Annotated in this window: 29 protein-coding genes and 2 riboswitches; of the genes, 23 read left to right on the forward strand and 6 right to left on the reverse strand. The window is 70.0% G+C overall.

Features of this window, described 5'->3' with window-relative positions:
- Positions 1 to 711 precede the first annotated feature (711 nt).
- Complete coding sequence (locus IB242_RS18455) at positions 712 to 1,773, reverse strand: lipid A deacylase LpxR family protein (RefSeq protein ID WP_192282969.1); 1,062 nt, start codon at positions 1,771 to 1,773, stop codon at positions 712 to 714.
- Positions 1,774 to 1,999: 226 nt separating this feature from the next.
- Here IB242_RS18455 and IB242_RS18460 point away from each other — a divergent pair, with 226 nt between their 5' ends.
- From IB242_RS18460 to IB242_RS18475, 4 genes are all read left to right on the forward strand, one after another.
- Positions 2,000 to 2,278 (forward strand): DUF493 family protein, encoded by a 279-nt coding sequence (locus tag IB242_RS18460; RefSeq protein ID WP_192282971.1) that lies wholly within the window; start codon positions 2,000 to 2,002, stop codon positions 2,276 to 2,278.
- Between the two features lie 47 nt (positions 2,279 to 2,325).
- A complete protein-coding gene (gene lipB, locus IB242_RS18465) occupies positions 2,326 to 2,985 on the forward strand; it encodes a lipoyl(octanoyl) transferase LipB (protein WP_192283172.1) in 660 nt (219 codons plus the stop codon).
- 30 nt (positions 2,986 to 3,015) lie between these two features.
- Positions 3,016 to 4,026 carry a lipoyl synthase gene (gene lipA / locus IB242_RS18470; protein WP_192282973.1) on the forward strand — a complete coding sequence of 337 codons (1,011 nt, stop codon included), beginning with the start codon at positions 3,016 to 3,018 and terminating at the stop codon, positions 4,024 to 4,026.
- A gap of 224 nt (positions 4,027 to 4,250) precedes the next feature.
- Entirely contained in the window at positions 4,251 to 6,425 is a 2,175-nt protein-coding gene (locus tag IB242_RS18475) for a carboxy terminal-processing peptidase (protein WP_192282975.1), read from the forward strand.
- An 817-nt stretch (positions 6,426 to 7,242) separates the two neighbouring features.
- On the opposite strand, the gene IB242_RS18480 is transcribed toward IB242_RS18475, so the two are convergent.
- Positions 7,243 to 7,860 carry a trimeric intracellular cation channel family protein gene (locus tag IB242_RS18480; protein WP_192282977.1) on the reverse strand — a complete coding sequence of 206 codons (618 nt, stop codon included), beginning with the start codon at positions 7,858 to 7,860 and terminating at the stop codon, positions 7,243 to 7,245.
- Between the two features lie 79 nt (positions 7,861 to 7,939).
- A riboswitch (glycine riboswitch) is annotated at positions 7,940 to 8,030 on the reverse strand.
- A 22-nt stretch (positions 8,031 to 8,052) separates the two neighbouring features.
- A riboswitch (glycine riboswitch) is annotated at positions 8,053 to 8,122 on the reverse strand.
- Positions 8,123 to 8,749: 627 nt separating this feature from the next.
- Entirely contained in the window at positions 8,750 to 9,250 is a 501-nt protein-coding gene (locus IB242_RS18485) for a winged helix-turn-helix transcriptional regulator (protein WP_192282979.1), read from the reverse strand.
- A gap of 150 nt (positions 9,251 to 9,400) precedes the next feature.
- On the opposite strand from IB242_RS18485, the gene IB242_RS18490 reads away from it, so the two are divergent.
- From IB242_RS18490 to IB242_RS18555, 14 genes are all read left to right on the forward strand, one after another.
- On the forward strand, positions 9,401 to 10,711 hold the full coding sequence (locus IB242_RS18490; protein ID WP_192282981.1) for a D-amino acid dehydrogenase: 1,311 nt from the start codon (positions 9,401 to 9,403) through the stop codon (positions 10,709 to 10,711).
- Between the two features lie 44 nt (positions 10,712 to 10,755).
- Complete coding sequence (gene alr, locus IB242_RS18495) at positions 10,756 to 11,826, forward strand: alanine racemase (protein WP_192282983.1); 1,071 nt, start codon at positions 10,756 to 10,758, stop codon at positions 11,824 to 11,826.
- 309 nt (positions 11,827 to 12,135) lie between these two features.
- Positions 12,136 to 12,342, forward strand: a complete 207-nt coding sequence (locus IB242_RS18500; protein ID WP_192282985.1) for a hypothetical protein — start codon at positions 12,136 to 12,138, stop codon at positions 12,340 to 12,342.
- Between the two features lie 160 nt (positions 12,343 to 12,502).
- Complete coding sequence (locus IB242_RS18505; RefSeq protein ID WP_192282987.1) at positions 12,503 to 12,853, forward strand: DUF2834 domain-containing protein; 351 nt, start codon at positions 12,503 to 12,505, stop codon at positions 12,851 to 12,853.
- A gap of 92 nt (positions 12,854 to 12,945) precedes the next feature.
- Positions 12,946 to 13,233 (forward strand): Imm32 family immunity protein, encoded by a 288-nt coding sequence (locus IB242_RS18510; RefSeq protein WP_192282989.1) that lies wholly within the window; start codon positions 12,946 to 12,948, stop codon positions 13,231 to 13,233.
- Positions 13,234 to 13,285: 52 nt separating this feature from the next.
- Positions 13,286 to 14,155: a trypsin-like serine protease gene (locus IB242_RS18515; protein WP_192282991.1), complete on the forward strand. Its 870-nt coding sequence runs from the start codon at positions 13,286 to 13,288 to the stop codon at positions 14,153 to 14,155.
- 498 nt (positions 14,156 to 14,653) lie between these two features.
- On the forward strand, positions 14,654 to 15,016 hold the full coding sequence (locus tag IB242_RS18520) for a DUF4124 domain-containing protein (protein ID WP_192282993.1): 363 nt from the start codon (positions 14,654 to 14,656) through the stop codon (positions 15,014 to 15,016).
- A gap of 349 nt (positions 15,017 to 15,365) precedes the next feature.
- Complete coding sequence (locus IB242_RS18525; protein ID WP_192282995.1) at positions 15,366 to 15,863, forward strand: STM3941 family protein; 498 nt, start codon at positions 15,366 to 15,368, stop codon at positions 15,861 to 15,863.
- A 101-nt stretch (positions 15,864 to 15,964) separates the two neighbouring features.
- The gene (locus IB242_RS18530; protein WP_192282997.1) at positions 15,965 to 16,420 is read left to right on the forward strand and encodes an aspartyl protease family protein; all 456 of its coding nucleotides are present in this window, start codon (positions 15,965 to 15,967) and stop codon (positions 16,418 to 16,420) included.
- Between the two features lie 128 nt (positions 16,421 to 16,548).
- Positions 16,549 to 16,959: a fosfomycin resistance glutathione transferase gene (locus IB242_RS18535; protein ID WP_192282999.1), complete on the forward strand. Its 411-nt coding sequence runs from the start codon at positions 16,549 to 16,551 to the stop codon at positions 16,957 to 16,959.
- Between the two features lie 69 nt (positions 16,960 to 17,028).
- On the forward strand, positions 17,029 to 17,400 hold the full coding sequence (locus tag IB242_RS18540) for a hypothetical protein (RefSeq protein ID WP_192283001.1): 372 nt from the start codon (positions 17,029 to 17,031) through the stop codon (positions 17,398 to 17,400).
- A 111-nt stretch (positions 17,401 to 17,511) separates the two neighbouring features.
- On the forward strand, positions 17,512 to 17,937 hold the full coding sequence (locus IB242_RS18545; RefSeq protein ID WP_192283003.1) for a DUF695 domain-containing protein: 426 nt from the start codon (positions 17,512 to 17,514) through the stop codon (positions 17,935 to 17,937).
- 120 nt (positions 17,938 to 18,057) lie between these two features.
- On the forward strand, positions 18,058 to 18,357 hold the full coding sequence (locus IB242_RS20565) for a DUF2695 domain-containing protein (RefSeq protein ID WP_225540831.1): 300 nt from the start codon (positions 18,058 to 18,060) through the stop codon (positions 18,355 to 18,357).
- Between the two features lie 99 nt (positions 18,358 to 18,456).
- The gene (locus IB242_RS18555) at positions 18,457 to 20,655 is read left to right on the forward strand and encodes a hypothetical protein (RefSeq protein ID WP_192283005.1); all 2,199 of its coding nucleotides are present in this window, start codon (positions 18,457 to 18,459) and stop codon (positions 20,653 to 20,655) included.
- A gap of 12 nt (positions 20,656 to 20,667) precedes the next feature.
- Here IB242_RS18555 and IB242_RS18560 read toward each other — a convergent pair whose 3' ends face one another.
- Positions 20,668 to 21,072 (reverse strand): RidA family protein, encoded by a 405-nt coding sequence (locus IB242_RS18560; RefSeq protein WP_192283007.1) that lies wholly within the window; start codon positions 21,070 to 21,072, stop codon positions 20,668 to 20,670.
- 143 nt (positions 21,073 to 21,215) lie between these two features.
- Between IB242_RS18560 and IB242_RS18565 the strand changes: the two genes are divergently transcribed.
- The 5 genes from IB242_RS18565 (at position 21,216) to IB242_RS18580 (ending at position 23,644) form a co-directional block, all read left to right on the forward strand.
- Positions 21,216 to 22,166, forward strand: a complete 951-nt coding sequence (locus IB242_RS18565) for a LysR family transcriptional regulator (RefSeq protein ID WP_192283009.1) — start codon at positions 21,216 to 21,218, stop codon at positions 22,164 to 22,166.
- Positions 22,163 to 22,486 carry a GNAT family N-acetyltransferase gene (locus tag IB242_RS18570; protein ID WP_225540860.1) on the forward strand — a complete coding sequence of 108 codons (324 nt, stop codon included), beginning with the start codon at positions 22,163 to 22,165 and terminating at the stop codon, positions 22,484 to 22,486. The genes IB242_RS18565 and IB242_RS18570 overlap by 4 nt, the downstream gene beginning before the upstream one ends.
- Positions 22,465 to 22,605, forward strand: a complete 141-nt coding sequence (locus IB242_RS20570; RefSeq protein WP_343237174.1) for a GNAT family N-acetyltransferase — start codon at positions 22,465 to 22,467, stop codon at positions 22,603 to 22,605. Before IB242_RS18570 ends, IB242_RS20570 begins: the two co-directional genes overlap by 22 nt.
- Before the next feature lie 125 nt (positions 22,606 to 22,730).
- Complete coding sequence (locus IB242_RS18575; protein ID WP_192283011.1) at positions 22,731 to 23,198, forward strand: hypothetical protein; 468 nt, start codon at positions 22,731 to 22,733, stop codon at positions 23,196 to 23,198.
- A gap of 212 nt (positions 23,199 to 23,410) precedes the next feature.
- Complete coding sequence (locus IB242_RS18580) at positions 23,411 to 23,644, forward strand: DUF1653 domain-containing protein (RefSeq protein WP_192283013.1); 234 nt, start codon at positions 23,411 to 23,413, stop codon at positions 23,642 to 23,644.
- Positions 23,645 to 23,735: 91 nt separating this feature from the next.
- Here IB242_RS18580 and IB242_RS18585 read toward each other — a convergent pair whose 3' ends face one another.
- Positions 23,736 to 23,939: a hypothetical protein gene (locus IB242_RS18585; RefSeq protein WP_192283015.1), complete on the reverse strand. Its 204-nt coding sequence runs from the start codon at positions 23,937 to 23,939 to the stop codon at positions 23,736 to 23,738.
- The gene (locus tag IB242_RS18590; RefSeq protein ID WP_343237171.1) at positions 23,932 to 25,272 is read right to left on the reverse strand and encodes a sigma-54 dependent transcriptional regulator; all 1,341 of its coding nucleotides are present in this window, start codon (positions 25,270 to 25,272) and stop codon (positions 23,932 to 23,934) included. The genes IB242_RS18585 and IB242_RS18590 overlap by 8 nt, the downstream gene beginning before the upstream one ends.
- Between the last annotated feature and the right edge of the window lie 147 nt (positions 25,273 to 25,419).

Consider the following 25,419-nt stretch of genomic DNA (forward strand, 5'->3'; position numbering starts at 1 on the left):
CCGGCCTTTCGGCTTTGCTCCGCCGCTTCTGAATTCCGGGTGCCGTGAAGCGAGCCGAGCATCGCAGCGCGTCAGGGGCGAAGCGCTGCCCTTGTCTGAGCGCAGCGAGTTTGGACAGCGTCCCCTGGTGTGCGAGAAGCACAGGGCACCGGCGTGGCGCAGCCGCGCCGGCGAGTGGACCGGCCGTGCTTTCTTCTGGTTACCTTTCCTTGCACAGGCAAAGAAAAGGGATTCGCTCCGGCCCGCGCAGCGGGTAGGGCGAAAGCGGTTGCTTCTGCTGTGGGTTACGCACTTGCTGTTGCATGGCTTTCGACGTGCGACGTGCTACAGCCAAAGCCAAAGCCAAAGCCAAAAGGCAACGGCTTCCGCGCTGTTGCGCGGCTTACTTTTGTCTTGGCAAAAGTAAGCAAAACCGCCGTCGCCGGACGCGATCCGACTGACTGCGCCAGTCGGTCCCCTGCGCTTCTCGGCTGACAGGGGACGCTGCCCAAACTCGCTGCGCTCAGACAAGGGCAGCTCTTCGCCCCTGTCATCCTGCGATGCTCGGCTCGCTTTACGGCTCGAGTGGATCAAGGGCCAAAGCCAGAGCCAGAGCCAAAGCCAGAGCACAGCAAAGGCAAAGCAAAATCACGGCAACGGCAACGGCAACGGCAACGGCAACGGCAACGGCAACGGCAACGGCAACGGCAGGACCGCCGCGGGTGCGCCGGGTCAGAGCATCCGGCTGATGGTGAAGCTGCCGTAGGCCGGCAGGTCGCGCTGGGTTTCGAATTCGCGGGTGCGGTGGTAGCGGGCGAGGGCGAACTTCCACTTGCCGCGCATCACAGCCAGGCCATAACCGCCTTCGGCCACCAGGGGGCGCTTGTCGACGCTGTGGCTGTCGCGGAAGGTATTGCCGTCCAGGGTGATGTCGCGCAGCACCCAACGGGCGTCGGTGGTCAGGAACAGGTGCATCGACCAGCCGGTCGCGCGGCCGTAGCGCGAGGGGGCGGTGTTCTCGCCGGCGGGGCGGGTGGGGGTGCTGCCGAAATCGTCGGGCAGCTTCCAGCCGAAGCGCGCCTCGCCGCCCGCGTTGAGGTGGGTGGCCATGTTGCCGACCGCACCGCCCCAGTGCGAGATGAAGTCCCAGCCCCAGCCGCCGGCGTTGCGGTCGGCATCGCCCCAGCGGCGCATCCGCTCGTGGACCAGGTTCACCAGCGGCTCGTTGTGCAGCTGGTTGTCCCAGCCCTGGAACTTCTCGTCGTCCAGCACGTCGTGCACCGCATCCTGCACCTCCTCGGCGAAGGACCACGGGCCGACCACGCCCAGCTGCAGCTGGGTGGTGCGCAGGCGGTCGCCGCTGCGCGCGTTGTAGCCGAAGCTGGCCAGCAGGATGCCGGCATACGGCCGGTCGTCCGGGATCACGTCGGTGCGGGTGAAGTCGGTCGGGGTGAAGATCGCCTGGCCCAGCGAGAACACCATGTTCTGCTGCTCGAAACCGCCCGGCTGCAGGCGTTCCAGATAGGTGTTCACCCAGCGCGCCAGGCGCGGCAGGCAGGGATCGTCGGTGTAGTCGACCAGATTGGGCGAGACCAGGGTGATCGCCGCACCGTTGGTATAGCCCTGGTCCTGGCGCTCGCCGCCGAACAGGTCGTTGTCGACCCGGAAGTTCACCGCCGGCGGGGTCTGGCTCAGCGTGCTGTCGCGACAGCGGTCGTCGGCGGTGGCGTGGAAGGCGACACCGCCCAGGGCGGCAGCCAGCAGGGCGGACAGCGTGCGCGGCGCGGACGGCATGGTGTGATCCAGTCGGGTGATGGGGGGAGGGTGCGACAGGGCGTGCGTTCACGGTGTGAGCGCGGCCGCCACAGTACGGCGGCCCGGCGACCCGGGAAAGGCCGTCCGTGCACCTTACCGTTGCAGCCTTACGGGGTCCTTTCCGGGTCCGGTTGTGCGCACGGCGCGACACAGTGGCCCGCCGGCGGGCTTGGGTTTGCCCGGTCCCGGCCCGATAATGACCGCCATGGAAATCAAGTCCGACAATCCAGAACACGGCTTCCAGTTCCCCGGCGAGTTCGAGCTCAGCGCGATGGGCACGGCCGACAAGGGCCTGGAAACCGAACTGCCCGCGGTGCTGGCCGAACTCGGCCTGGAGGTGCTGGAAGAGCGCATCCAGTGGAAGCACTCGTCCAACGGCAAGTACGTGTCGGTGCGGATCGCCTTCCGCGCGGACAGCCGCGAGCAGTACGACGCCGCCCACGCTGCGCTGCGCGACCACCCGGAAGTGAAGTGGACCCTGTAGCAGACGCGTCCGCGCCGGCCTGCGCGGTCGGCGGCCCGGCCGCGTCCGTGCCGCTCACGGCGGTGGTGCGCGACCTGGGGCGCCAGCCCTACGCGCCGGTCTGGCGCGCGATGCAGCGCTTCACCGATGCCCGCGACGAGGCCACCGCCGACGAGCTGTGGGTGGTCGAACACGAGCCGGTGTTCACCCTCGGCCAGGCCGGCAAGCCCGAGCACGTGCTCGCCCCTGGCGAGATTCCGGTGCTGCACGTGGACCGCGGCGGCCAGGTCACCTACCACGGCCCTGGCCAGCTGGTGGTCTACCCGCTGCTGGACCTGCGCCGGCTGAAGATCGGGGTGCGCGAGTACGTGTGCCGGATCGAGCAGGCCATCATCGACACGCTGGACGAGTGGAACATCGTCGCCGAGCGCCAGGACGGCGCCCCGGGCGTGTACGTCGCCGGCGCCAAGGTCGCCGCGCTCGGCATCCGGGTGCGGCGCGGCTGCACCTTCCACGGCCTGTCGTTCAACGTCGGCATGGACCTGGAACCGTTCCACCGGATCAACCCATGCGGCTACCAGGGCCTGCGGGTGACCTCGGTGCTAGACTTGGGCGGCCCGTCCGGCATGGACGCGGTCAAGCCGGTGCTGCTTTCGCAGCTCGCCCGCCAGTTCGGCCTGGACCTGCAGCCGGCCGCCGACCTCCCCGATCTCACCCCGGCGGACTGACCGCCGCCGCCGCCGCTCGAAGGCATTGCCATGACCGACTCCGTGACCCGCTCGATCCCCCTCCAGGTGCTGCCGGCCGATGCCGGCCCGGCGCCGCTGCAGACGGGCGTCAAGCAGATCGGTGGCGACAAGATCGGCCGCTCGCCGGTGCAGTTCGCCGATGCGCCGGTGCTGCGCAAGCCGTCCTGGATCCGGGTGCGGATCCCCTCCGGCAACGCGGTGGCCAACCTCAAGGCCAAGCTGCGCGAGAACCGGCTGGTCACGGTCTGCGAGGAAGCCAGCTGCCCGAACATCCACGAGTGCTTCGGCCACGGCACCGCCACCTTCATGATCCTCGGCGAGGTCTGCACCCGGCGCTGCTCGTTCTGCGACGTCGCCCACGGCCGGCCCAAGCCGCCGGACGCCAGCGAGCCCGAGAGCCTGGGCAACACCGTGGCCGACATGGGCCTGCGCTACGTGGTGGTGACCAGCGTCGACCGCGACGACCTGCGCGACGGCGGCGCCCAGCATTTCGTCGACTGCATCGCCGCGATCCGCGCGAAGGCGCCGGGCACCCGGATCGAGATCCTGACCCCGGACTTCCGCGGCAAGGGACGCATGGACCGCGCGCTGGAGATCCTGGCGGTCAACCCGCCGGACGTGTTCAACCACAACATCGAGACCGTGCCGGACCTGTACCCGAACGTGCGTCCGGGTGCGGACTACCAGTGGTCGCTGACCCTGCTGCAGAAGTTCAAGGCGCAGCACCCGGCGATCCCGACCAAGTCCGGCATCATGCTCGGCCTGGGCGAGACCATGGAGCAGGTCCAGGCCACGCTGCGCGACCTGCGCGCGCACGACGTGGACATGATCACCATCGGCCAGTACCTGCAGCCGACCGCGCACCACCACCCGGTGCTGCGTTACTGGACCCCCGAGGAGTACAAGGCGCTGGAGGTCTACGGCTACGCGCTGGGTTTCAGCCACGTCGCCTCCGGCCCGATGGTGCGCTCGTCCTACCACGCCGACCGGCAGGCCGCCGGCGCGGGCGTCGCCGCCTGAGCGCAGCGTCGCGCAGTGCGCCGCTCCACCCGGTCGCCCGGCGTCCGGGCGCCGGATCCGCACATGCCCGCCGTTCACTTTTTCGTACAGCACAGCCGCTAGCCTGCGGGTGTCCGGGCGCGTGCCCGGATGGACCGCTCCCGGGCCGGCAACTTTCGGCATTGTGATGCGGTCCCAGCCGTAGCATCTTGTGTCAGACCGGCCAGTGAGGCCCGAGCCCCCGCATGAATTCCAGACTCTCCGTTGCCCTGATCGCCTTCCTGGTGGCCGCCCCGGTCGCCCTGCTGGCGCGTGCCGACACTCCTTCGGTGGCGATCGCGCCGACCGCCGACCAGGCCACGACCTCCAAGCTGGTCCACGGCCTGCTCTCGGACAGCCGCTACGCGTATCGCCCGCGCCAGGCCGACGACGCGATGTCGGCCGACATGTTCAAGCGCTACCTCGAGTCGCTGGACGGCAACAAGCAGTTCTTCACCGCGGCCGACATCGCGAAATTCGATCCCTATCGCACGCGCTTCGACGACGCGGTGCGCAATGGTGACCCGGCGGTGGCCTTCGCCATGTTCTCGGTCTACCGCGAGCGGGTGGAGCAGCGCGTGGCCCATGCGCGCGAGCTGCTCAAGCGCAACTTCGACTTCAGCGGCAGCGACCGCTGGGAGTACGACCGCAAGGACGCTGCGTGGGCGGCCGACGATGCGGCGCTGGACGAGCTGTGGCGCAAGTCGGTCATGAACGACTGGCTGCGGCTGAAGCTGGCCGGCAAGGAGCCGGCGGAGATCCGCAAGACCTTGGACAAGCGCTACGAGCAGATCGCCCGCTCGGTCGAGCAGCTCAAGAGCGAGGACGTGTTCTCGCTGTTCCTCAACTCCTACACCAGCGCGATCGATCCGCACACCGACTACCTCAACCCGCGCTCGGCCGAGAACTTCAACCAGGCGATGTCGCTGTCGCTGGAAGGCATCGGCGCGCAGCTGCAGCGCCAGGACGACGTGGTGGTGATCCGCGAGATCATCCCCGGCGGCCCGGCCGCGATGGACGGCACGCTGAAGGCGGGCGACCGCATCGTCGGCGTCGGCCAGGACCGCTCCGGTGCGATCGAGGACGTGATCGGCTGGCGCATCGACGATGTCGTCGCCAAGATCCGCGGCAAGAAGGACACCCAGGTGCGCCTGGAGTTCATCCCGGCCGAGAACGGCATCGACGGCGAGCACCGCATGGTCACCCTGACCCGTGCGCGCGTGCAGCTGGCCGAGCAGGCGGCCAAGTCCAAGACCTACACGATCCCCGGCGAGAACGGCGGGCCGGAGCGCCGCATCGGCGTGATCGAGCTGCCGACCTTCTACCAGGACTTCGAGGGCCGCCGCCGCAACGGCGACGACTACACCTCGGCCACCCGCGACGTCGCCAACCTGCTGGCGAAGTTCAAGGAGGACAAGCTGGACGGCGTGGTCCTGGACCTGCGCAACAACGGCGGCGGTTCGCTGGACGAGGCGGTGCAGCTGACCGGCCTGTTCATCGACCAGGGCCCGGTGGTGCAGGTGCGCGAATCCGGCGGCCGCATCAGCGTCAACAGCGACCGCAAGGCCGGCGTGGCGTGGGACGGCCCGCTGGCGGTGATGATCAACCGCGCTTCGGCGTCGGCCTCGGAGATCTTCGCCGGCGCGATGCAGGATTACGGCCGCGCGCTGGTGATCGGCGAGACCACCTACGGCAAGGGCACCGTGCAGAACATGGTCGACCTGGACCGCTGGCCCAGCAGCGAAGGCCCGCGCTTCGGCCAGGTCAAGCTGACCATCGCCCAGTTCTTCCGCGTCAGCGGCAGCAGCACCCAGCACAAGGGCGTGGAGCCGGACATCGCCTATCCGCTGAGCGTGGATGCCAACGAGTTCGGCGAGAGCACCTACGACAACGCGCTGCCGTGGACCCGGATCGCGGCCGTGCCGCACACCCGCTACGGCAACTTCGCGCCGATGCTGCCGCGCCTGCAGACCCTGCACGCGCAGCGCATCGCCGACGACCTCGAGTTCCAGTGGTGGACCGAGGACGTGGCCCACTATCGGGCCGAGGCGGCCAAGAAGTACCTGTCGCTCAACGAGGCCGAGCGCCGCGCCGAGCGCGACCGCCAGGAGACCCAGCGCAAGGAGCGCCAGGCGATCCGCCGCGAGAAGGGGCTGGACCTGGATCCGCTGGCCGAGGAGACCGACGACGGCCTGACCGCCAACGAGCGCGACGTGGTCAAGGATGCCGCCCGCGAGAAGGCCGCCGAGAAGCGCCCGGATCCGCTGCAGCGCGAGTCGGCCTTCATCCTGGCCAACGCCATCGACCTGCTGCAGAAGGACCAGCCGCTGTCGGCGCAGGTGCTGCCGCAGTCGACCTCGGCGGTGCGCTGGGCCGAGTGATCGGCGCAGGCACAGGCCTGCAGCGCTGAGCCAACCAACCCCGTGTGCGCCGGGCGCCCACGGGGTTTTTTGTGGACCATGACAGACCGGTCCAGAGCGGTCGCCTCCGCGTCGAGGGCGGGAGGCGGTGAAGACAGCCGCCGCCGCGGTCGCGCAGTCTCCGTGGGGAAGGCCGGCGTCATGCCTCGCAGGCGGCCGCTTGGGGCCGGCCATCACGCCTGTGCACTGACACGCGCCGCGTACGGCATCTGCCTGGCCTCCGATGTTGCGGTCGGCCATGCGTGCGTTGCTTCGAACGGCTGCCGCAGAAACGCTGCGCGATAGCCAGATAGCCAGATAGCTTGGCAATGGTGGCTGCGACGCTCCTGCCGGAACCGCCAGCGCATCGTGTCTGTAGGAGGCCGCTTGAGGCCGAGCGCCATGTCTGTTGCACGACGCCGCGTCTGGAAGGCGCGTTGTGCCCGGTGCCTGTTGTTTACCTCAACGGCGTGGAAACGCCGCATGGCGGCCTGCCGCGAACAACGTGCTGCGGCACTGCCCGAAGCGGACTGCAGCGGCGGCAACTTATGTGGATACGGCCAACGCGTCCCACCTGTAGGAGGCCGCCCGTGGCCGACGGCGCGCGCTGCCGTCGCACACCGTCCCGTTCTCGCATGCCGGGATGGGCGGGGATGCGAGGATCCGTTCGCACGCGTGGGCCTGATGATGCGACGCCTTCAGCGCATGTGCCGCCTGTCCACAGTGACCGCGGCCTCATCGACGATCCCACCGCTGCCGCTGCCGCTGCCGCTGCCGCTGCCGCTGCCGCTGCCGCGGCTCAATGCGCACTGTCGTGATGCACGAATTTCGGCATCTCCCAGCGGAAGCGGATCGCCATCAGCCGCAGCGCGAAGCCGCCACCCAGGCAGAGCAGCGTCGCGATGTCCTGCGGGACGCGCACCTCGAGCAGCAGCAGATAGGCCGCGCCGGTCAGCAGCGATACCACCGCGTACAGCTCCTTCTGGAAGATCAACGGCACCTCGTTGCACAGCACGTCGCGCAGCACGCCGCCGAACGCGCCGGTGAGCATGCCGGCGATCAGCACGATCGGCGGCGCATGTCCGGCCTCGCGCGCGACCGCGCAGCCGATCAGGGTGAACGCGACCAGACCCAGCCCGTCCAGGACGAGGAACGGTCGCCGGAAATGGTGCATCCAGCGTGCAAGCCACGTCGCCACCAGCGCCGCGCAGATGGTGAAGCCCAGATACTCCGGATGGGCGACCCAGCCCAGCGGGTAGTGGCCCAGCAGCACGTCGCGCAGCGAACCGCCGCCGAGCGCGGTGACGCAGGCGATGATGATCACGCCGAACAGGTCCATGCGCCGTTTGCCGGCGGCGAGCGCGCCGGTCATGGCTTCGGCGGAAATGGCGATCAGGTAGATGACGGACAGCAGCATGCGCACGGCTCCGGTGGCGCGACAGGGCCGGCCACGCCGCAACCGCGCGAAGCTGCGCGCAGAGCCCGGTGACCGGTGCCGCTCCCGCTGTCCTTTTGCCTGAGAGTTCAGCGGCGTGGCCGCGTGCCCCTTCGGCGGACCAGTGAAGGTCTCTCTCCAGATCGGCGTGTCGGATGCATGGGTGACGGGGGTGCCCGCCGGCCTGAGCGATTATGGGAGCCTGCGCCTTCGGCGGGAGCCTCGCGGCTCCACTCTCCTGCATCCGCGCACAGTGTAGCGGGATGGCATGCCGCCTGAGGCATCGCGCACCGTCGGGTTCATGTGCCGGACCGTTCTCCCTGCGCGCGGCCCCGCGCGCTGCCGGGGGGGACGGGGCACTCCTCCGTGCGCCGCCTGTGGGCCTGGTCGATGGCAGTGCGCTCATTGCCGCGGGGGCTGCGGCGGGTGGCCGGCGCTTGCCGGCGCGCGTGCTGGAACAAGGCCGCCATGCCGAACGTCATGCAGTGCGTGGCGTCTCCGGACAACGCCCGCCCGATGCGCCGCCCGGGAAACGGCGGGTGCGCACCGCACCGCGTCCGGTCGCGGAAGACGGGCGCCGCAGTCCGTTTCCCGGTTTCCCTGTCCACCCGCACGCGGCTTTGACATGCCTAGTAGCGGGGTTGGGCAGACCCGGGTGTGGCGACGCTTCGGGGAGCGAACCGGGTTGTCGGGGAAAAGGCCGGGATGCAGACGTCGTGGAGCGGGGACGTCTGCGTCATCCCGCAGCGGTGCTTCGGCACGCGGTCCGTCGTGGCGCGTCTGCCTGCGTGCACACCGCGTCGCCGTGCTGCCTGGATGGCGTCCGGGACGGGAGGCGCAGGACGGTGGCGCGCCCCCACCGTGGCGTCCCTCAGTCCGGAATCGCCAGCGCCAGCGTCTCCTTCACCTCTTCCATCACGATGTAGCTCTTCGACTCGCGCACGTGCGGCAGGGTCAGCAGGCTGCTGCCGAGCAGCTTGCGGTAGGACGCCATCTCCGAGATCCGCGCCTTGATCAGGTAGTCGAAATCGCCCGACATCAGGTGGCACTCCAGCACGTTCGGCAGCTTCAGCGCGGCGCGGCGGAACTCCTCGAAGATGTCGCCGGACTTGTACGACAGGCTGATCTCCACGAACACCAGCAACCCGGCCTTCAGGTGCTGCGGATTGAGCTTGGCGTAGTAGCCCTCGATCACGCCGTCGCGTTCGAGCCGGCGCACGCGCTCGGTGCAGGGCGTGGTCGACAGGCCGACCCGCTCGCCCAGTTCGGTGAACGAGATCCGCCCCTCCTGCTGCAGGATGCGCAGGATGTTGCGGTCGATCCGGTCCAGGTCGCGGGGACGGTCGCGCGGGGTGGCGGAGCGGGGCGGCATGGAAACCTCCGTGGGTGCCGTTCTGTTCAATGGATTCGCCTATCAGGCGCCTTCAAAACAGAAAAAACAACTGCAATCCGCTTCCTATACTTCGCATCCTACACATCGGCCCAGTCCGGGCCAGTGAAAGCTCTTGTCGCGAGGCATCCGATGCGTGTTCTGGTCCTGGGCAGTGGTGTGATCGGCGTCGCCAGCGCGTGGTATCTGGCCCGCGCCGGCTTCGAGGTCACCGTGGTCGATCGCGAGCCGGGGCCGGCGCTGGCCACCAGCTACGCCAATGCCGGGCAGATCTCGCCCGGCTACGCCTCGCCCTGGGCTGCGCCCGGCGTGCCGCTGAAGGCGCTCAAGTGGTTGTTCCAGACCCACGCACCGCTGGCGATCCGCCTGACTGGCGATCCGGACCAGTACCTGTGGATGGCGCAGATGCTGCGCAACTGCACCGCCGCGCGCTATGCGGTGAACAAGGAACGCATGGTGCGGCTGGCCGAGTACAGCCGCGACTGCATGGATGAGCTGCGCGCCGAGACCGGCATCGCCTACGAGGGCCGCGAGCTCGGCACCGTGCAGCTGTTCCGCACCCAGGCCCAGCTGGACGCCGCTGCACGCGACATCGCGGTGCTGCGCGAAACCGGCGTGCCCTATGAACTGCTCGACCGCGCGGGCATCGCCCGGGTCGAGCCGGCGCTGGCCGGCGTCCTCGGCACGCTGAGCGGCGCGCTGCGCCTGCCCGGCGACCAGACCGGCGACTGCAGGATCTTCACCGAGCGCCTGGCCGAACTGGCCAGGGCGCAGGGCGTGGAGTTCCGCTACGGCGCCCGCATCGAACAGCTCGAAAGCGATGGCCAGCGCATCACCGGCGTGCGTATCGACGGCCGCGTCGAAACCGCCGACCGTTACGTGCTGGCGCTGGGCAGCTGGTCGCCGGCGCTGGTCAAGCCGCTGGGCCTGCGCCTGCCGGTCTATCCGCTGAAGGGGTATTCGCTGACCATCCCGATCACCGATGCGGCGATGGCGCCGACCTCCACCGTGCTCGACGAGAGCTACAAGGTCGCGCTGACCCGCTTCGACGACCGCATCCGCGTCGGCGGCATGGCCGAGATCGCCGGCTTCGACCTGCGTCTGGATCCGCGCCGCCGCGCCACGCTGGAAAAGGTCGTCGGCGACCTGTACCCGCACGGCGGCGACCTCGCCCGCGCCGAGTTCTGGACCGGCCTGCGCCCGGCCACGCCGGACGGCACGCCGGTGGTCGGCGCCACGCCGTACCGCAACCTGTTCCTCAACACCGGCCATGGCACGCTGGGCTGGACGATGGCCTGCGGCTCGGGCCGCTATCTGGCCGACCTGATCGCGCTGCGCCCCACCGGCATCCGCGGCGACGGCCTGGACATCGCGCGTTACGGCGCCCGCAGTCAGGTGCCGTCCGGCGATGCCGGTGCGGTTCCGGCGACAATGGCGCGCTGAATCCCGCCGTTCTCCTTCCCCTTCGCTGTCCGTAGCTGCTGCCGATGCGCCCCGCCCGTGCCCTGATCGACCTCGATGCCCTCCGCCACAACTACCGGCTGGGGCGGCAGCTGGGTGGGGGGCGGGCGCTGGCCGTGGTCAAGGCCGACGCCTACGGCCACGGCGCGAACCGCTGCGCGGCCGCGCTCGAACCCGATGCCGACGGCTTTGCCGTGGCTTTTCTCGAAGAAGCGCTGGCGCTGCGCGAGGCCGGCATTCGCACGCCGATCCTGCTGCTGGAAGGCTTCCTCGCCGCCGACGAACTGCCGCTGCTGGTCGAGCACGACCTGTGGACCGTGGTGCATGCGTCCTGGCAGGTCGACGTGCTGGAGCGCGCAGTGCTGGCTAAGCCGCTGAACGTGTGGCTGAAACTGGATTCGGGCATGCACCGCGTCGGCATCGCGGCCGACGACTACGCCGCTACCTGGCAGCGTCTGCGCGCGCTGCCGCAGGTGGCCGACATCGTGAAGATGACCCACTTCGCGCGCGCCGACGAACTCGACCAGGCGCGCACCGGCGAGCAGCTGGCCGCGTTCGCCGCCGCCACCGACGGCCTGCCCGGGCAGACCAGCCTGTGCAATTCGCCGGCATTGCTCGGCTGGCCGCAGGCGCGCGGCGACTGGGCGCGTCCCGGTCTGATGCTGTACGGCGCCACCCCGTTCCCCGCCGCGCACGATGTGGCCGCGCAGCTGCGCCCGGTGATGACGCTGGAATCGAAAGTGATCGCCGTGCGCGAGCTGCCGGTCGGCGAACCGCTCGGCTACGGCGCCCGCTTCGTCGCCGAACGCCCGACCCGCGTCGGCGTCGTCGCGATGGGCTACGCCGACGGCTACCCGCAGTTCGCCCGCAACGGCACCCCGGTGGGCATCGACGGCAACCCGGGCCAGCTGATCGGCCGCGTCTCGATGGACATGCTCACCGTCGACCTCACCGACCACCCGCAGGCCGGCGTCGGCAGCCGCGTCGAACTGTGGGGCGCGCAGGTGCCGGCCACCACCGTGGTCGCCCACAGCCAGACCAGCGCCTACCGCTTGCTGTGCGGGGTGAAGCGCGTGCCGCTGCAGTACGTGGGCTGAGCTGGGGCGGGTTGTCTCCGGCCAATGCGAGAAAGCATCGGAGTGGGAGTGCCGGAACTGGGCGCCATCGCATCGGCAGCCCGTCACCCCCGATACGTAACGCCATCCAGTCGTACCGCGAAGGGCCTTGTCCGCTCAGCTGTGGTGATTTCCAGCGCAAGGCGTGGCATGCGTTCCGATCCACAACGTATGCCGGTATGGCACTGTTACGCTTGGTGAGTTAACACTCGAAGCGCAACGCTCCGCATCGCTCTTCGATTCGTTAGACCAGTCCAGTGCCAGGAGGCGGAAGTGATCAGGACTTCACAGGTGGCGATCCTTGTTCTTGCGAATGCGCCGGTACTTGCGCTGGCGAGCGATGATTTGAACCGGGCCGCGGCCCAAACCGGCTATGCGCACGGACGATTCATGGGGCAATTTCTTCCGTACGGTGTGGCGCTGGTTGTGGCCATAGGTGTCTGGATGGGGTGGCGTGCATGGAAGTCGCGTCGCAACCGCAGGCGTGATGATGTCTAACCATTCATTCAAGCCGACGCGGTAGTTCCTTCGCGATTGGTCCGCGATCCGACCCCTTGGCAAGTGCCCGCTGTTGGCGGAGAGTGCGCGCCTGGAAACCCTGCAGGGTCGAATCCGTCCGTGATTCCGCCTGGGCCGGTGCTACTCGACAGGACGCAGCATGCGGATCATCTATCTTCTTCTCTGTATCGCGGGCACGGCCTTGCCGCTTTCGCAGTTTGTCCCCTGGCTGTCCGCGCATGGTCTCGACATGCCGCTGCTGCTGCGGGAGGCGACGTCGGACCGGATCGCGGCGTTCGCGTGGGCGGACGTGCTCGTTTCAGGGCTGGCGGTCGCGGCGTTCGTGCTGGTCGAAGGGCGCAGGCTCGCGATGCCTCGGCTGTGGATGCCGGTGTGCTGCCTCGTGGTCGGCCCGTCACTGGCGTTGCCGCTGTTCCTGCTGCTGCGCGAGCGGCATCTTGCGGCAGCCGCCGCCGCATCCGGGGCGTCGGCGCGGCGCCACGGCGGCTGACGCCTCCATCAGCCTCTTCGTGACCACCGGATGCGTGCGGTGGTCCGGGCGGCTTCCCAACATCGAGCGTGCTTCAACCATCGGGGGATTCCATGCTGAGCATCGTCACCCACCAGGAGGGCGACGTGGTCCACCTGCATGCGGACCTGGCCGGCCTGGAGGCGCTCGAACACGCGATCGCGGCATTGCGCCGGCGCGTGGCCGCGGGCGACTGCGAAGACAGCCATTTCTTCAGCGCGGCCTGGGGCGGCGACGCGCTGACCGAGACCATGCTGGCGCAGGAGCAGGCGTCCGGATGCAGGCAGGTCCATCATCTGAAACTGTTCGGGTGGACGGACGCGTGGGCGCAGCGGCATGGCCTGGCCACCGAGGTGCCGTGATCGTGCATCCTTCCCGACACAGTGCCCTTCGTTTCGAGCCCCATCGCTGCCCATGATCCGACACCTGCTGCTGTTGCTGCTCGCCGCCTCGTCCTCCGCCGGCGCCGTGGTCATCCGCGATGACGTCGACGACGCCCGTTACCGGATCGACGCCTCCGCGTTTCCCGCCCTGGTCGACATGCCCGGCGAGGGCCACGGCGTGCTGATCGCGCCGCAGTGGGTCGTCACCGCGGCCCATACCGTTCCGCCGCACGCGGCGTTGGCGCAGGTTACGGTCGGCGGCGTGTCGCGCGAGGTCGAACGGGTGGTGTTCCACCCCGGGTATCGCCGGTTGCCGCAGACGCTGATCGACCAGGCGCTGCAGAGCGGGGAGGCGATCCTGCTGCTGGTCGACCTCGCGTCCAGCGACGACATCGCGCTGCTGCGGTTGAAGGCGCCAGTGACCGATGTCGTGCCGGTTCCGCTTTATCGCGGGGAGGAGGAAGCGGGCCGGGTGGTCCAGCTGATCGGCAAGGGCGCCACCGGGACCGGCGCCGACGGCCACGACCCGCGCGGTCCCAACCGCACCACGCTTCGCCGTGCGTTCAACACCATCACCAGCGCCCATGAGCGCTGGTTCTGCCATGTGTTCGATGCGCCACCCTCGGCGCTGCCGCTGGAGGGCGTGACCGGCAATGGCGACAGTGGCGGCCCGGCGCTCATCGAGGTCGATGGTCAATGGCAGCTGGCCGGCCTGAGCGCGTGGAAGGTGGTCCAGGGCGATGTCCGCACCGCCCGGCCGGGGCGCTATGGACAGACCAGCTGCAACGTCCGCCTGCGCCATTACGCGGACTGGATCGAGACGGAGATGACGCGTCCGGAATGGGCAGGGCAGGCGGATCGTGGTGCCCGGCGTCCGGTCGGGCGTGCGGGCGGGGTGTGATGAAGGGCGGTCGCGTGGGGTGTCGATGAAACCCGGTCGCGGCGCTCCTGCCTCGGCGTGGAACGGTCCCGGGGTGCAATGCGGCATCCTGTCGAAGAGGTGTCACGGATGACAGTGCAGAACAGGCAACACACTGCAGGTGCGAGGCGCCGGGACTTTCTCCGGTTCGTCCTGGTCAACGGCGCGCTGGGTTGGGGGCTCACCACGGCCGCGCTCTCGGCACTCATTCAATGGGCCTGGACGGGTGCCCCCTGGACACCAGGAAGGCTGGTGGTGTCGTGCATCGTGTACGCCGCCGTCGGACTGCTGTGGGGGGCCGCGATGTGGGGTGTGCGCGGTCGCCGGCATCGCCGGGCGGCGCCCCGTGCCTGATCGGTCGCGGTCGGGGTGCGCGTGATGCAGCACGATGACCGGACTGTGTCCGTGCGCACCCTTGCGGCACTGTCCGGGCCTGGGTGCGGGTGCCAGAATGCTGGCCGATTCCTCGGGGAGCCAGCGGTGATCAAGGCCTGTCTGTTCGTGCTCGCGCTGGCGCCCGTCGTGGCCGCGGCGCAGCCGGTCTACAAATGCGTGAGCCCGAAGGGCGCCACCAGCTATCAGTCGATTCCGTGCGCGGAAGGCGAGACGTCCTCGCAGCGCGGGCATGCCGCGTCCGGCACCGGCCGCGCGCAGACCACCACGGTCGTACCCGCCGGGCCGGGCCAGCGACGCGTGCAGGTGCGCTACACGACCGACAGCGCCAACGCGGCCTGCGATGGTGCCCGCGCCAAGCGCACCGCTGCGCTCGGCGCCGCCGGCGGTGCGGCAGGACCGGAACTGCGCAGGCAGCTCGACCAGGACGTGAGCAACGCCTGTACCTGATCCACGTTGCACCGTGCTGGCGGTTCCATCGGTCGCAGGCCGATGCCTGCGTCGCCAGTCGCTTCGCATGTCGTACGGGTGCGTGGAGTCCTTCGGCGCCATGCCGTCCTGTGACGTGGACAGGGCGCGCGGGAGTCGATCGGGGGTGGCTGTCGATACCGTGGCCGGAAGCGTCCCGCGCGGCGATTCCGCTGGAGGTGGACGCCGGACCCGCGGCAGGGGAACGCATGCGTCGCGCGACCGGCATCGCCGCCGATCCATCGCGCGCCTCATCGGCCGGGCGGCATGAGGCTGGACCGTATCGGACCCAGCGGGTCCAATACGCACTTCGTCGCACATGGATGGCCCGATGCAGATGCAGGTGATCCGCTCCTCCCGCGTCAGGTACGCGCTCCTGCTGCTGCTCTCGCTGCCGTTCGTCGCGATCGGCGCGCTGCTGCTGAAGCGCGATCCCGCGTCGCTGGTCGGCTGGGCGAACGTGCTGTTCTTCGGCGCCTCCGCGCTGGTCTTCGCCTGGCAGGTGGTCGATCCGCAGCCGCGGCTGGTCTTCAGCGACCAGGGCGTGCTGGACCGCACGCTCGGCGTGGGGCTGATCCCGTGGGCGGAGATCGACGGCGCCTATCTCGCTTCGATGAACGGCAACCGTTTCCTGTGCCTGGAACTGCGCGATCCGGAGCGCTGGGTCGGGAAGCTCGGCCGTGTCCAGCGGGCGCTGGTGGCGGGCAACGTCGCGCTCGGCTTCACTCCGATCAGCCTCAACCTGAGCTGCATCGTCGGCGATCCGTTGACGATCCAGGCCCACGTGCTGGCCATGGCCGCGGCCAGCCGTGACCGGGGTGACCGCTGATCGCGCCGGTCTCCGCAGCGAACTTTCCGGCGAGCGCGCCTGTCCAACGACCCCCTGCAGCGGAGCGCGCGATGCGCCTGGTCCATTCCATCGTCCTGGGCGTGAGCCTTCTGATCGCAGCAGCGCCGACGCAGGCGATGGCGTCTCCGGGCACAGGCGCGCATCCGTTCGAGCTCAGCAGCACCGGCCACATCGTGGTGCCGGCGGAGATCAACCGGCGTGCGGTGTACCTGGTGGTGGATACCGGTGCGGCCGCCTCGGTCATCGATGCGGCGGCGGCCGAGTCGCTCGGCATGACGCCGGCCGCCGGCGCCGATGCGGTGGCCACCGGCGCAGGCGGGGCGGGGCTCCGCCTGCAGACCTCGCACGGCAACCAGTTCCGCTTCGCCGGCACCGAGACCAGCGACTTCACGTTCCGGATCATGGATCTGGGCCATGTGGTCAGGGCACTCGCCGCCGATGGGCGGCCGATCATCGGTGTCGTCGGCGTGGACTGGCTGGAACGGCACGGCGCGACCATCAGCTATTCCGAACGCACGATCAGCACGACACGCTAGCCCGCGACCGGCGCGCGCCATCGCGGGTGCGCACCATGGCCCGCAGTCGGGGGCGAGCACGGCCGCGCTGGTGGCGGGGCGCGCGTACACTCGCACGCGTGCGCACGGGCACGTCCGCGGAAAAGTGCATGGTGACCGGCATCAATCACGTGACCCTGGCGGTGGGCGATCTGGAGCGTGCATTCGCGTTCTACACCGGCGTGCTGCGGCTGACGCCGGTGGCGACGTGGACACGCGGCGCCTACCTGCTGGCCGGCGAGGACTGGATCTGCCTGTCGCTGGATCCCGCCGCGCGGACCACGCCGCATCCGGATTACACCCATCTGGCCTTCTCGGTTGCGCCCGGCGAGTTCGAGGCGTGCGCGGCCGCCTTGCGGGCGCATGGCGCCGTGGAGTGGAAACAGGACCGCAGCGAGGGCGCGTCGCTCTACGTCCTCGATCCGGACGGGCACAAGCTCGAACTCCACGTCGGCGACCTGCACAGCCGGCTTGCCGCGCTGGCCGCGCAGCCCTACGAGGGGCTGCGGCTGCATGTCTGATCCGATGCGCTCCACGCCCGCCTGCCCGTCCGTGCGACGCTGCCTGCGCATGACAGGCGCGTGCCGCCGATGAACGCGCTGCACGGCGCGGCCCTGCTGCTGGTGCTGATCGGCGCCGCGCACTCGGCGCTGGGCGAGCGCTACCTGCTGATGCGGCTGTTCCGCCGCGACGATCTTCCGCGCCTGTTCGGCGGTACCGCGTTCACCACGCGCACCCTGCGGTTCGCCTGGCACATCACCACGGTGGCGTGGTGGGGGCTGGCGGCGCTGCTGTGGCAGGCTGGAAGCGGCACCCTGACACCGCAGCGGGCGCTGGCCGCCATCGGCTGGACGCTGTTGCTGTCTGCCCTGCTGCCGCTGCTGATCACGCGCGGGCGCCATCTGTCCTGGCTGGCGTTCCTTGCGGTGGGCGCGATTGCGCTGTGGCATGGACGCGGCTGAGAATCGATGGCTTGGCGCAGAGCGGCCGGTGCTCGCGCCTTGCCGGCCGGACACGTGTGGCATGACCGGCATGCCGGGCGATGCGCCGGTCTTCCCCGCACAGGATCAGAGATGGATACCGACAGGCAGGACTGGACGCTGTACGACACCGATGATGCCGAGGATGGGCCGCGCGTCTGGCAGATCCGCGAGGCGTTCCCCGACGGGCTGAAGCCGGCTGCCTTCCCGGTCGCGGTGATCGTGGAATGGCAGTACGCCGACGAGGGTCTGCCGGATCCGGACACCCTGGCGGCCCTGCACGCGTTCGAGGCCGATCTGGCGCCGCTGGACGCGCCGGAGGGCGATGCCCTGCTGACCCATGTCATCCGTGGCGGCGGGATCAGCGAACTGTGCTGGTACGTGCGCGACCAGGAGGCCTTCATGCAGGGCTTCAACCAGGTGCTGGCCGGCAAGCCGCGGTATCCGCTGGCGATCGAGTTCCTGGAAGATCCCGAATGGGACTACCGCCGGTCCATCGTCGAGAACTTCGCCCATTGAGCAGCCGCTGCCGGAGCGGCGAGGGCGGACGGCCGCCGGGCGCGGTCCACGTGCATCGATCCATCGTGCCTGGAGCGCTGCACATCGATCCATGCACATCGGCACCAGGACGGCAGCACCATGACATCCACGGATGAGAAAGCGCGCCGCAAGGCGCTGGCACGCGAAGCCGCCGAGCGCGGCAGGGCGGAAGCGGTCGCGGCGATGCCGATCGCGCTGTCCCACCTGCACGCGCTGTTCGACCACCTCGATGCGGCGCTGGAGCATGGCTGCGATCACTCGCTGCGGCTGACCCGGGCGTTCCTGCTGGCACGCGGGCTGCCTGAAGCCGGCATCGTCCCGTGGCTGCTCGGGCAGGGTGGCGGCTGCGACTGCGAGGTGCTGGCCAATGTCGAGGAGGCCTGGGGCGGGCAGGCCTGACCGCTGCGCGGGTGTTCCCGCCGCCGAGCAGGTGGGCGGACCGGCCGGCAACCGGGATGTGCAGGCGGCCATCACTCCGCCCGCGTCATCCTGTCGCCCATGCCGATCCTTCCGCCCGGACGCCGCTGGCGCCCCTCGCGCGTCGCCCTGCGTCGGGCGGGTTTGGTCCTGCTCGGCGTCTACCTGCTCTATCTGCTCGCCGCCAACGTGTTTCTCAACACGTGGATCGGCGAGCAGGTCATCAACCGCAAGCCGGACCGCTACCACGCGCGCTGGGACTGGGCGCTCAGCGCGTATCCGGGACACATCCACGCGCGCGGCGTGGTGATGGGCGGGCATGCGCGGCAGAACCGGTGGTTCGTCGCCAGCCCGCGCGCCGACGGCCGGATCAAGCTGCTGCCGCTGTTGTGGAAGGAGGTCGCGTTCGGCACCATCCGCGGCCACGACGTGTCGGTGCACGTGCAGCGCGTGGCCGAGGACAAGCCGACCACGAAGCGACCCGGCAAGACGCCATGGACGATGCGCTTCGATGCGATCACCACGCCCAGTCTGCTGCGGATGGATTTCTACGGCGCCCGGGTCAGCGGCCACGGCGATGCGCGCTTCGTGTTCGAGAAGGTGCTGCAGGGCGGGCCGATGGAAGTGGGCCGCTCCACCCTGCACATGCCCGATGCGACGCTGTCGGTCGAGGGCATCGAGCTGCTGCGCGACGGCCGCCTGGACTTCGAGATCGCCATCCCCGCGCATCTGCGCGAGCGCGCGCAGGGCGAGGAGAAGGTCGCGCTGCTGGATGCGGCCGTCCGCGTCGACGGCCCGGCACCGGGCATCGACCTGGTCGCACGCGATGGACAGGCGCTGCCGATCGGCACCTCGGCCACGTCCGGGCATCTGCGCGCCGACCTGCGCATGACCCGCGGCGTGCTGATGCCGGGCAGCCGGCTGGACTGGTCCGCGCCGGTGTTCTCGCGCGATGCGCAGGGCCGGCCGCTGCGGCATCCGCTCGGCGTCGCGCTGCGGACTGAAGCAGCGGCGATCCACGTCGCCGCGCGGGTGAAGCCGGCCGACGGCGAAGCCACGCCGTGGCTGCATGCCGACCTGCGGGTCGACGACCGGCGGCTCGGCCCGGACGACTGGCTGCGGCCGCTGCGCGCGCTCGGTGGCAGCGTCGATGCGCGCTGGACCGCGGTGCCGTTGCGCTGGGTCGACCTGCTGCTGGACGACATCGACTGGCTGGCGGTGGACGGGCGCGCCGATCTCGATGCGGCGGTGCGGCTGGCGGACGGGCAGCTGCAGCCGGGCAGCCGGGTCGACCTGGACCGCGCGCAGCTGTCGGCGCACGTGCTCGACAACCGTTTCAACGGCCAGGCGCGCGCACGCCTGCGCCTGCACGGGGATGGGAACCAGGCGCCGCGCACCACGATCGGCATCGTCATGGAGCGCTTCACCCTGGCGCCCGATGCCGAGCCGGAGCGGATCGACCTGCGCGGCCGCGACCTGACGCTGGACCTCGCCTCCACCGGCACGCTGGCGGAGTTCCACAGGCACCTCGATGCGCACCTGAAGTTCGACGATGCCGAAGTGCCGGACCTGCGCAGCTACAACCGTTATCTGCCCGGCGACAGTGCGCGCCTGGTCGGTGGCAGCGGACACGCCAGCGGCGACATCCGCCTGGACAACGCCGGCGAGATGATCAGCGGCCGCATGCGGGTGCGCGGCCAGGACGTGCGCGTGGCGCTGGGGCCATCGCAGCTGTCGGGCAACGTGGACATGGACAGCCGGCTGTCGCGCGCGCAGAAGACCGGGCGCCGGTATGCGATCGACGCGCTGTCGGTGCAGCTGGACGGCGTCCGCCTGGATGGCGAGGACGCGGCGGACGACGCGCCCTGGTGGGCGCGTCTGGCGCTGGAGGATGGCGTGCTGGACTGGCAGGAACCGTTCGAGGTGTCCGGGCGCGGCACCGTGGAAATGCGCGATGTCAGCGTGCTGCTGGGCCTGTTCGCCGAGCGGTCGGTGTTCCCGCGCTGGATCGGCAACCTGGTCGACGCGGGCGAGGCGCGCGCGACCGGCCAGCTGCATGTGCGCGGGCAGGAGGTGGTGTTCGACCGGGTGCAGGCCAGCAACGACCGGATCGGTCTGCAGGCGCGGCTGCGGATCGCCAATGGCCGCCCAGACGGCGATCTCTACGCGCGCTGGGGCGTGCTCGGCCTGGGCGTCGAGCTGCAGGGGGGCGAGCGCACCCTGCACATCGCCGGTGCGCGCGACTGGTACGAGTCGCGCCCGGCGCTGCTGCCGGAGTAGCGCAGACGGCCGTCAGGCGGCCGCCGGCTCCGGCAGTTTCGCGATCACCTTGATCTCGAAGTCGAAGCCGTACAGCCAGGTCACGCCGACCACGGTGGCGGTCGGATGCGGTGCCTCGCCCCAGTAGTCGGGCACCACGGTCCAGGCGCGCTCGAAGTTGGTCGCCGGGTCCACCATGAACACGGTCACGTCGACCACGTCGTCGAAACTGCAGCCGGCCGCGGCCAGCACCGCGTTGAGGTTGTCGAAGGCGCGCCGGACCTGCTGGTGGAAATCCGGTTCGGGCGAGCCGTCCTCGCGGCTGCCGACCTGGCCGGACACGAACAGGAAGCCGTTGGCGCGGACGGCGGGCGAGTAGCGGTTGCGCTCGTACAGGGCGCGGCGGCCGGCGGGAAAGACGACATCGCGTGTTGCCATGAGGATGCTCCAACGTGAGGGCCGTGGCCGGCCGGGGACTGCGGACGGCCACTGTAGAAATCCCGCGGTGCGCGATAAAGCGGCGCCAGCCTGCATCACTGTTTGTAGAATCCGAACAATCCCTGGGCGGCATTGGAGCGGCGATGGACCGGTTCGACGCGATGCAGGCGTTCGCGCGCGTGGTGGAGACCGGCAGCTTCACCAAGGCCGCCCAGACCCTGCGGATGAGCCGGGCCAGCCTGACCCAGCTGATCCAGCAACTGGAAGCGCGGCTGCGGGTACGACTGCTCAACCGCACCACCCGCAAGGTCGCGGTCACCGCCGATGGCGCGGCCTACTACGAGCACGTGCTGCGCCTGCTGGCCGACCTGGACGATGTGGAAACCGGCCTGTCCGGTGCCGCCGCATCGCCGCGCGGGAGGCTGCGGGTGGATGCGCCCAGCCCGCTGGCGCGGTTGATCCTGGTGCCGGCGCTGGCCGACTTCCATGCGCGCTATCCGGACATCCAGCTCGATCTGGGCGTCAGCGACCGCGTCGTGGATCTGGTCGGCGAGCACGTGGACTGCGTCCTGCGTGGCGGCAGCGTGCGCGACCAGTCGTTGATCGCCCGCCATGTGGCCGACCTGCAACTGGGCATCTATGCGGCGCCGTCCTACCTGCAGCGCGCCGGCACCCCGCTCCATCCGCGCGAGCTGGAGGAGGGCGCGCACCGCATCGTCGGCTTCGTCTGGTCGCGCGCGGGGCGCACCGGGCCGTACGCGATGCGCCGTGGCGACGAGGCGCTCGAGGTGCAGGGCCGCTACGCGGTCTCGGTCGACGACGGCAATGCCTATCTGGCCGCCGGCGTGGCCGGGCTGGGCGTGCTGTGGCTGCCGCGCTACATGGCGCACGCGCCTGTGCACAGCGGCGAACTGGTGCCGCTGTTCACGGACTGGCAACTGGCGCCGATGCCGCTGTACCTGGCCTACCCGCCGAGCCGCCATGTCAGCGCCAGGCTGCGGGTATTCATCGACTGGGTGGTGGCGCTGATGGCCACGCATGCGCCGGTGACCTCGCGGCCTGCGCCCAGCGCCTCGACGCAGGGCAGGACATGACGGTGCGTCGGCTGCGCGCGCACGATCTGGACGCGGTCCCGCAACTGTGCATGCGCGCCTTCATGGCGTCGCTCGCCCCCACGCTGGGCCAGCGGGGCATCGCGACGTTCTCGTCCATCGCGTCGGCGTCCGCGTTCGCCGAGCGCATGGCCGGCGACAGCGCGATGCTCGTCCACGCGCATGCTGGCGGCGTCGATGGCCTGATCGAGATCCGCGAGGGGCGCCACGTCGCGACGCTGTTCGTCGTGTCGGCCGGCGCCTGTTCGCGGCCGCGCCGCCATCGTTCCGCGAGGACACGATCACCGTCAGTGCGTCGCTGACTTCGGTGCCGACATATCTGCGCCATGGCTTCGTGCTGGCGGGTGCCGTGTCCGAATCGACCGGCCTGCGCTACCAGCCGATGACATGGACCGCGCCACCCCCCGACGCGCCGCGCTGAACGCACGGCACGCCGCCGGCCTGCGGCGAACATGCGGCCATGCCCGACGGCTGCGTCGGGCGGTTCGACATCGCCTGGCCCCGGCGCGATCATCGCCGTCCCGGCCGCCCGCGTAGACGCCCTCGATGCGCCAGACCCACGATCTCGTCCTGTTGGCCGACTACTTCCAGTTCCGGCTGCAGGACGCATCGGCCAGCGGCGATCTGTCCGCCGCCTGGAGCGATGTAGCGGTCGAGCGCATGCTCGCGCTCGCACCCGGCGTGGTCGGCCTGGGAACCGTGCGCAACATGACCGTGCCAGTGCGGCTCGCATTGCTGGAACAGGCGCCCGGCATCGATCTCGACGCCGTCGACCATGCCGTCGAAGGCCCGCTGCAGGTCGAGAGCGGCAGCGTGGCGATCGCCGGCTGCACCGACCACCTGCCCGACGCGCTGCACCTGCCGCTGGCCTCCGGCAGCTACCGGGTACGGCTGAGCGCGCACGGACTGGACACGCTGTCGGACGATGGCCTGCATGGCGACGACCGCTATCTGGTGCAGGTCTGGCCGGCCGCACCGGGAGAGGTGCAGGTGTTGAAGCAGTGGGCGGGCTGAGCGTCCGGGTGCTGGTTCCATGCGTGCAGGCGCAGGTGCGCGCGGATCGGGTGTGCGAATGCTGGTGACCACGAGCGCCGCTGCCGTTCGACACCGGGCGGATGCGTGGCATCGGTCTGCATGCCGCGCGGCACGCGGGCCGGCATCCATCCACGAAGCGGAGACCCGCATCCGGCTACGATGTGCGCATTCCTTTCCGCACGTGTGCCGCCATGTCCGATCTTCCCTCCCTGCCTGCGCTCGCGCCAGGACTGTATCGCCACTACAAGGGCAACGATTACGAGGTCGTGGGCCTGTGCCGCCACAGCGAAACGCTGGAGACGCTGGTGGTGTACCGCGCGCTGTACGGCGAGCGCGGGTTGTGGGTGCGTCCCTACGCGATGTTCGTGGAGAGCGTCGTGGTCGACGGGCAGGCGGTGCGCCGCTTCGCCCCGGTCGAGGACTGATTCCCGCTCGGTGGGTTCCACCGGCGCGTCGGCCGGGTCCGCCATTCCATCCAGAAGGCGACGCCAGCACCTGTCCGTCGACGCGGCATGTTCAGTCCTGCTCGATCCGGGTCTGCGTGTCGGCTGGCGGCGTGGCCACCAGGTCGGCACACCGGGCCAGTGCGAGGCTGACCCGCTCCAGGGTCGGCTGCATCTCCTGCGCCTGCTCGGCGGTCAGCCGCCGCTTCAGCGCGATCAAGCCCACCGAAATCACGTTGAGCTCGTTGCGCAGGCGGTGGATCGGCCGCTCATCCATGCCCGCGGCTCCGCGCCAGCTGGTTGTGGATGGTGCGCACGCTGACGCCGAGGCTGCGGGCCGTGGCGGTCTTGTCGCCGCCGTGGAAAGCCAGGGTCCGGTGCAGCATGGCGTCCTGGATCTCCTGCAGGCTCATGCCGACCCGGAACAGCACCGAGCTGGCGTCCTCGACCGGCGGGGCGGCCATGGTGTGCGGAAGCGGCACCACGTTCACCAGATCGCCGTCGCTGACGAGATAGGCGCGTTCGGTCGCGGCCATCAGTTCGCGGACGTTGCCGGGCCAGGCATGGCGCATCACTCCGGTGCGGCAACGCGGATCGAGCCGCTTGTCGCCGCGATGCTCGCGGTTGAGCGCATCGATGAAGGCGTCGGCGAGCAGGAATACGTCCTCGCCGCGTGCGCGCAGCGGCGGCATCTCGATGACGTAGCGTCCCAGGCGATAGAACAGGTCGGGACGCAGGCCGGGATCGGTGCCCAGGGTCTGCATGCCGCGCTGCGTGGCGGCGACGATACGCACGTCCACCGGCACTTCCTCGGTGCCGCCGACCCGGACGATGCGGCGGGTCTCGAGCACGCGCAGCAGATAGACCTGCAGCGCGGGCGGCATCTCGCCGATCTCGTCGAGAAAGAGGGTGCCGCCGGCGGCCTGCTCGAAGAACCCGGCGTGCCGCGCGTTGGCGCCGGTGAATGCGCCGCGTTCGTGGCCGAACAACTGGCTGGCCATCAGTTCGGCGGGTAACGCGCCACAGTTGACGCTGACCAGGCGGCCGCGGCGTCCGCTCGCCTGATGGATCGCCGCGGCCACCAGTTCCTTGCCGGTGCCGGTTTCGCCGGCGATCAGCACGTTCAGACCGGTCGGCGCGACGCGGGCGATGTCCGCGCGTACCGCGTCCATGGCAGGGCTGAGCCCGAGCAACGGCGTGCCCGGCGGCTGCAGCCGTTGCCGGTAGCGATCCTGCGTGGTCTGCAGCAGGCGCTCGAGCACGTCCTCGCGCAGCGGCTTGCTGATGAATTCGGTCGCCGTGGTCGACACCGCACGGCGGATCGACTCGGCATCGTTGGTGCCGGAGACGAACACGATCTGGCCATGGCGTTTGAGCGGAAGCCGCTCCAGCAGTTCCAGGCCGGTACCGTCCGGCAGGGTCATGTCCAGCATCGTCAGGTCGGCATCGTTGCCGGCCAGCCAGGGCACGGCCTCGGCAAGCGAGGGCAGCAGGCGCGTGCGGATGCCGACCCGCTCGGCCACGTCCGCCAGGCAGGCGCCGAAATCGCGATCGTCATCGACTATTGCCAGCACGGGCGCCTGCACGGGTGTCTCCAGGGAGTTTTCCACCGTACAGCCTAGCGTGACGGCCGTTACCCCGCTGCGAATGCAGCGCGCTCGCGCGGAACATCCATGCAAAACCTGCGTCGGGCTGCACGAAGTGCACGGCTTGCGCGTCCAGGCAGTCCCGAATGCAGGCCGCGATGGCTGGCATGC

It is taken from the genome of Xanthomonas sp. XNM01 (assembly GCF_014851915.1).
In the GTDB taxonomy this organism is placed as follows: domain Bacteria; phylum Pseudomonadota; class Gammaproteobacteria; order Xanthomonadales; family Xanthomonadaceae; genus Pseudoxanthomonas.

Coding starts and splice junctions, on each gene's coding strand:
- IB242_RS18475 (WP_192282975.1), top strand. CDS start 4,251: ATGAATTCCAGACTCTCCGTTGCCCTGATCGCCTTCCTGGTGGCCGCC.
- alr (WP_192282983.1), top strand. CDS start 10,756: ATGCGCCCCGCCCGTGCCCTGATCGACCTCGATGCCCTCCGCCACAAC.
- IB242_RS18505 (WP_192282987.1), top strand. CDS start 12,503: ATGCGGATCATCTATCTTCTTCTCTGTATCGCGGGCACGGCCTTGCCG.
- IB242_RS18555 (WP_192283005.1), top strand. CDS start 18,457: ATGCCGATCCTTCCGCCCGGACGCCGCTGGCGCCCCTCGCGCGTCGCC.
- IB242_RS18580 (WP_192283013.1), top strand. CDS start 23,411: ATGTCCGATCTTCCCTCCCTGCCTGCGCTCGCGCCAGGACTGTATCGC.
- IB242_RS18455 (WP_192282969.1), bottom strand. CDS start 1,773: ATGCCGTCCGCGCCGCGCACGCTGTCCGCCCTGCTGGCTGCCGCCCTG.
- IB242_RS18575 (WP_192283011.1), top strand. CDS start 22,731: ATGCGCCAGACCCACGATCTCGTCCTGTTGGCCGACTACTTCCAGTTC.
- IB242_RS18525 (WP_192282995.1), top strand. CDS start 15,366: ATGCAGATGCAGGTGATCCGCTCCTCCCGCGTCAGGTACGCGCTCCTG.
- IB242_RS18515 (WP_192282991.1), top strand. CDS start 13,286: ATGATCCGACACCTGCTGCTGTTGCTGCTCGCCGCCTCGTCCTCCGCC.
- IB242_RS18570 (WP_225540860.1), top strand. CDS start 22,163: ATGACGGTGCGTCGGCTGCGCGCGCACGATCTGGACGCGGTCCCGCAA.
- IB242_RS18585 (WP_192283015.1), bottom strand. CDS start 23,939: ATGGATGAGCGGCCGATCCACCGCCTGCGCAACGAGCTCAACGTGATT.
- IB242_RS18510 (WP_192282989.1), top strand. CDS start 12,946: ATGCTGAGCATCGTCACCCACCAGGAGGGCGACGTGGTCCACCTGCAT.
- IB242_RS18545 (WP_192283003.1), top strand. CDS start 17,512: ATGGATACCGACAGGCAGGACTGGACGCTGTACGACACCGATGATGCC.
- IB242_RS18485 (WP_192282979.1), bottom strand. CDS start 9,250: ATGCCGCCCCGCTCCGCCACCCCGCGCGACCGTCCCCGCGACCTGGAC.
- IB242_RS20565 (WP_225540831.1), top strand. CDS start 18,058: ATGACATCCACGGATGAGAAAGCGCGCCGCAAGGCGCTGGCACGCGAA.
- IB242_RS18540 (WP_192283001.1), top strand. CDS start 17,029: ATGAACGCGCTGCACGGCGCGGCCCTGCTGCTGGTGCTGATCGGCGCC.
- IB242_RS18480 (WP_192282977.1), bottom strand. CDS start 7,860: ATGCTGCTGTCCGTCATCTACCTGATCGCCATTTCCGCCGAAGCCATG.
- IB242_RS18490 (WP_192282981.1), top strand. CDS start 9,401: ATGCGTGTTCTGGTCCTGGGCAGTGGTGTGATCGGCGTCGCCAGCGCG.
- IB242_RS18535 (WP_192282999.1), top strand. CDS start 16,549: ATGGTGACCGGCATCAATCACGTGACCCTGGCGGTGGGCGATCTGGAG.
- IB242_RS18565 (WP_192283009.1), top strand. CDS start 21,216: ATGGACCGGTTCGACGCGATGCAGGCGTTCGCGCGCGTGGTGGAGACC.
- lipA (WP_192282973.1), top strand. CDS start 3,016: ATGACCGACTCCGTGACCCGCTCGATCCCCCTCCAGGTGCTGCCGGCC.
- IB242_RS18560 (WP_192283007.1), bottom strand. CDS start 21,072: ATGGCAACACGCGATGTCGTCTTTCCCGCCGGCCGCCGCGCCCTGTAC.
- IB242_RS18460 (WP_192282971.1), top strand. CDS start 2,000: ATGGAAATCAAGTCCGACAATCCAGAACACGGCTTCCAGTTCCCCGGC.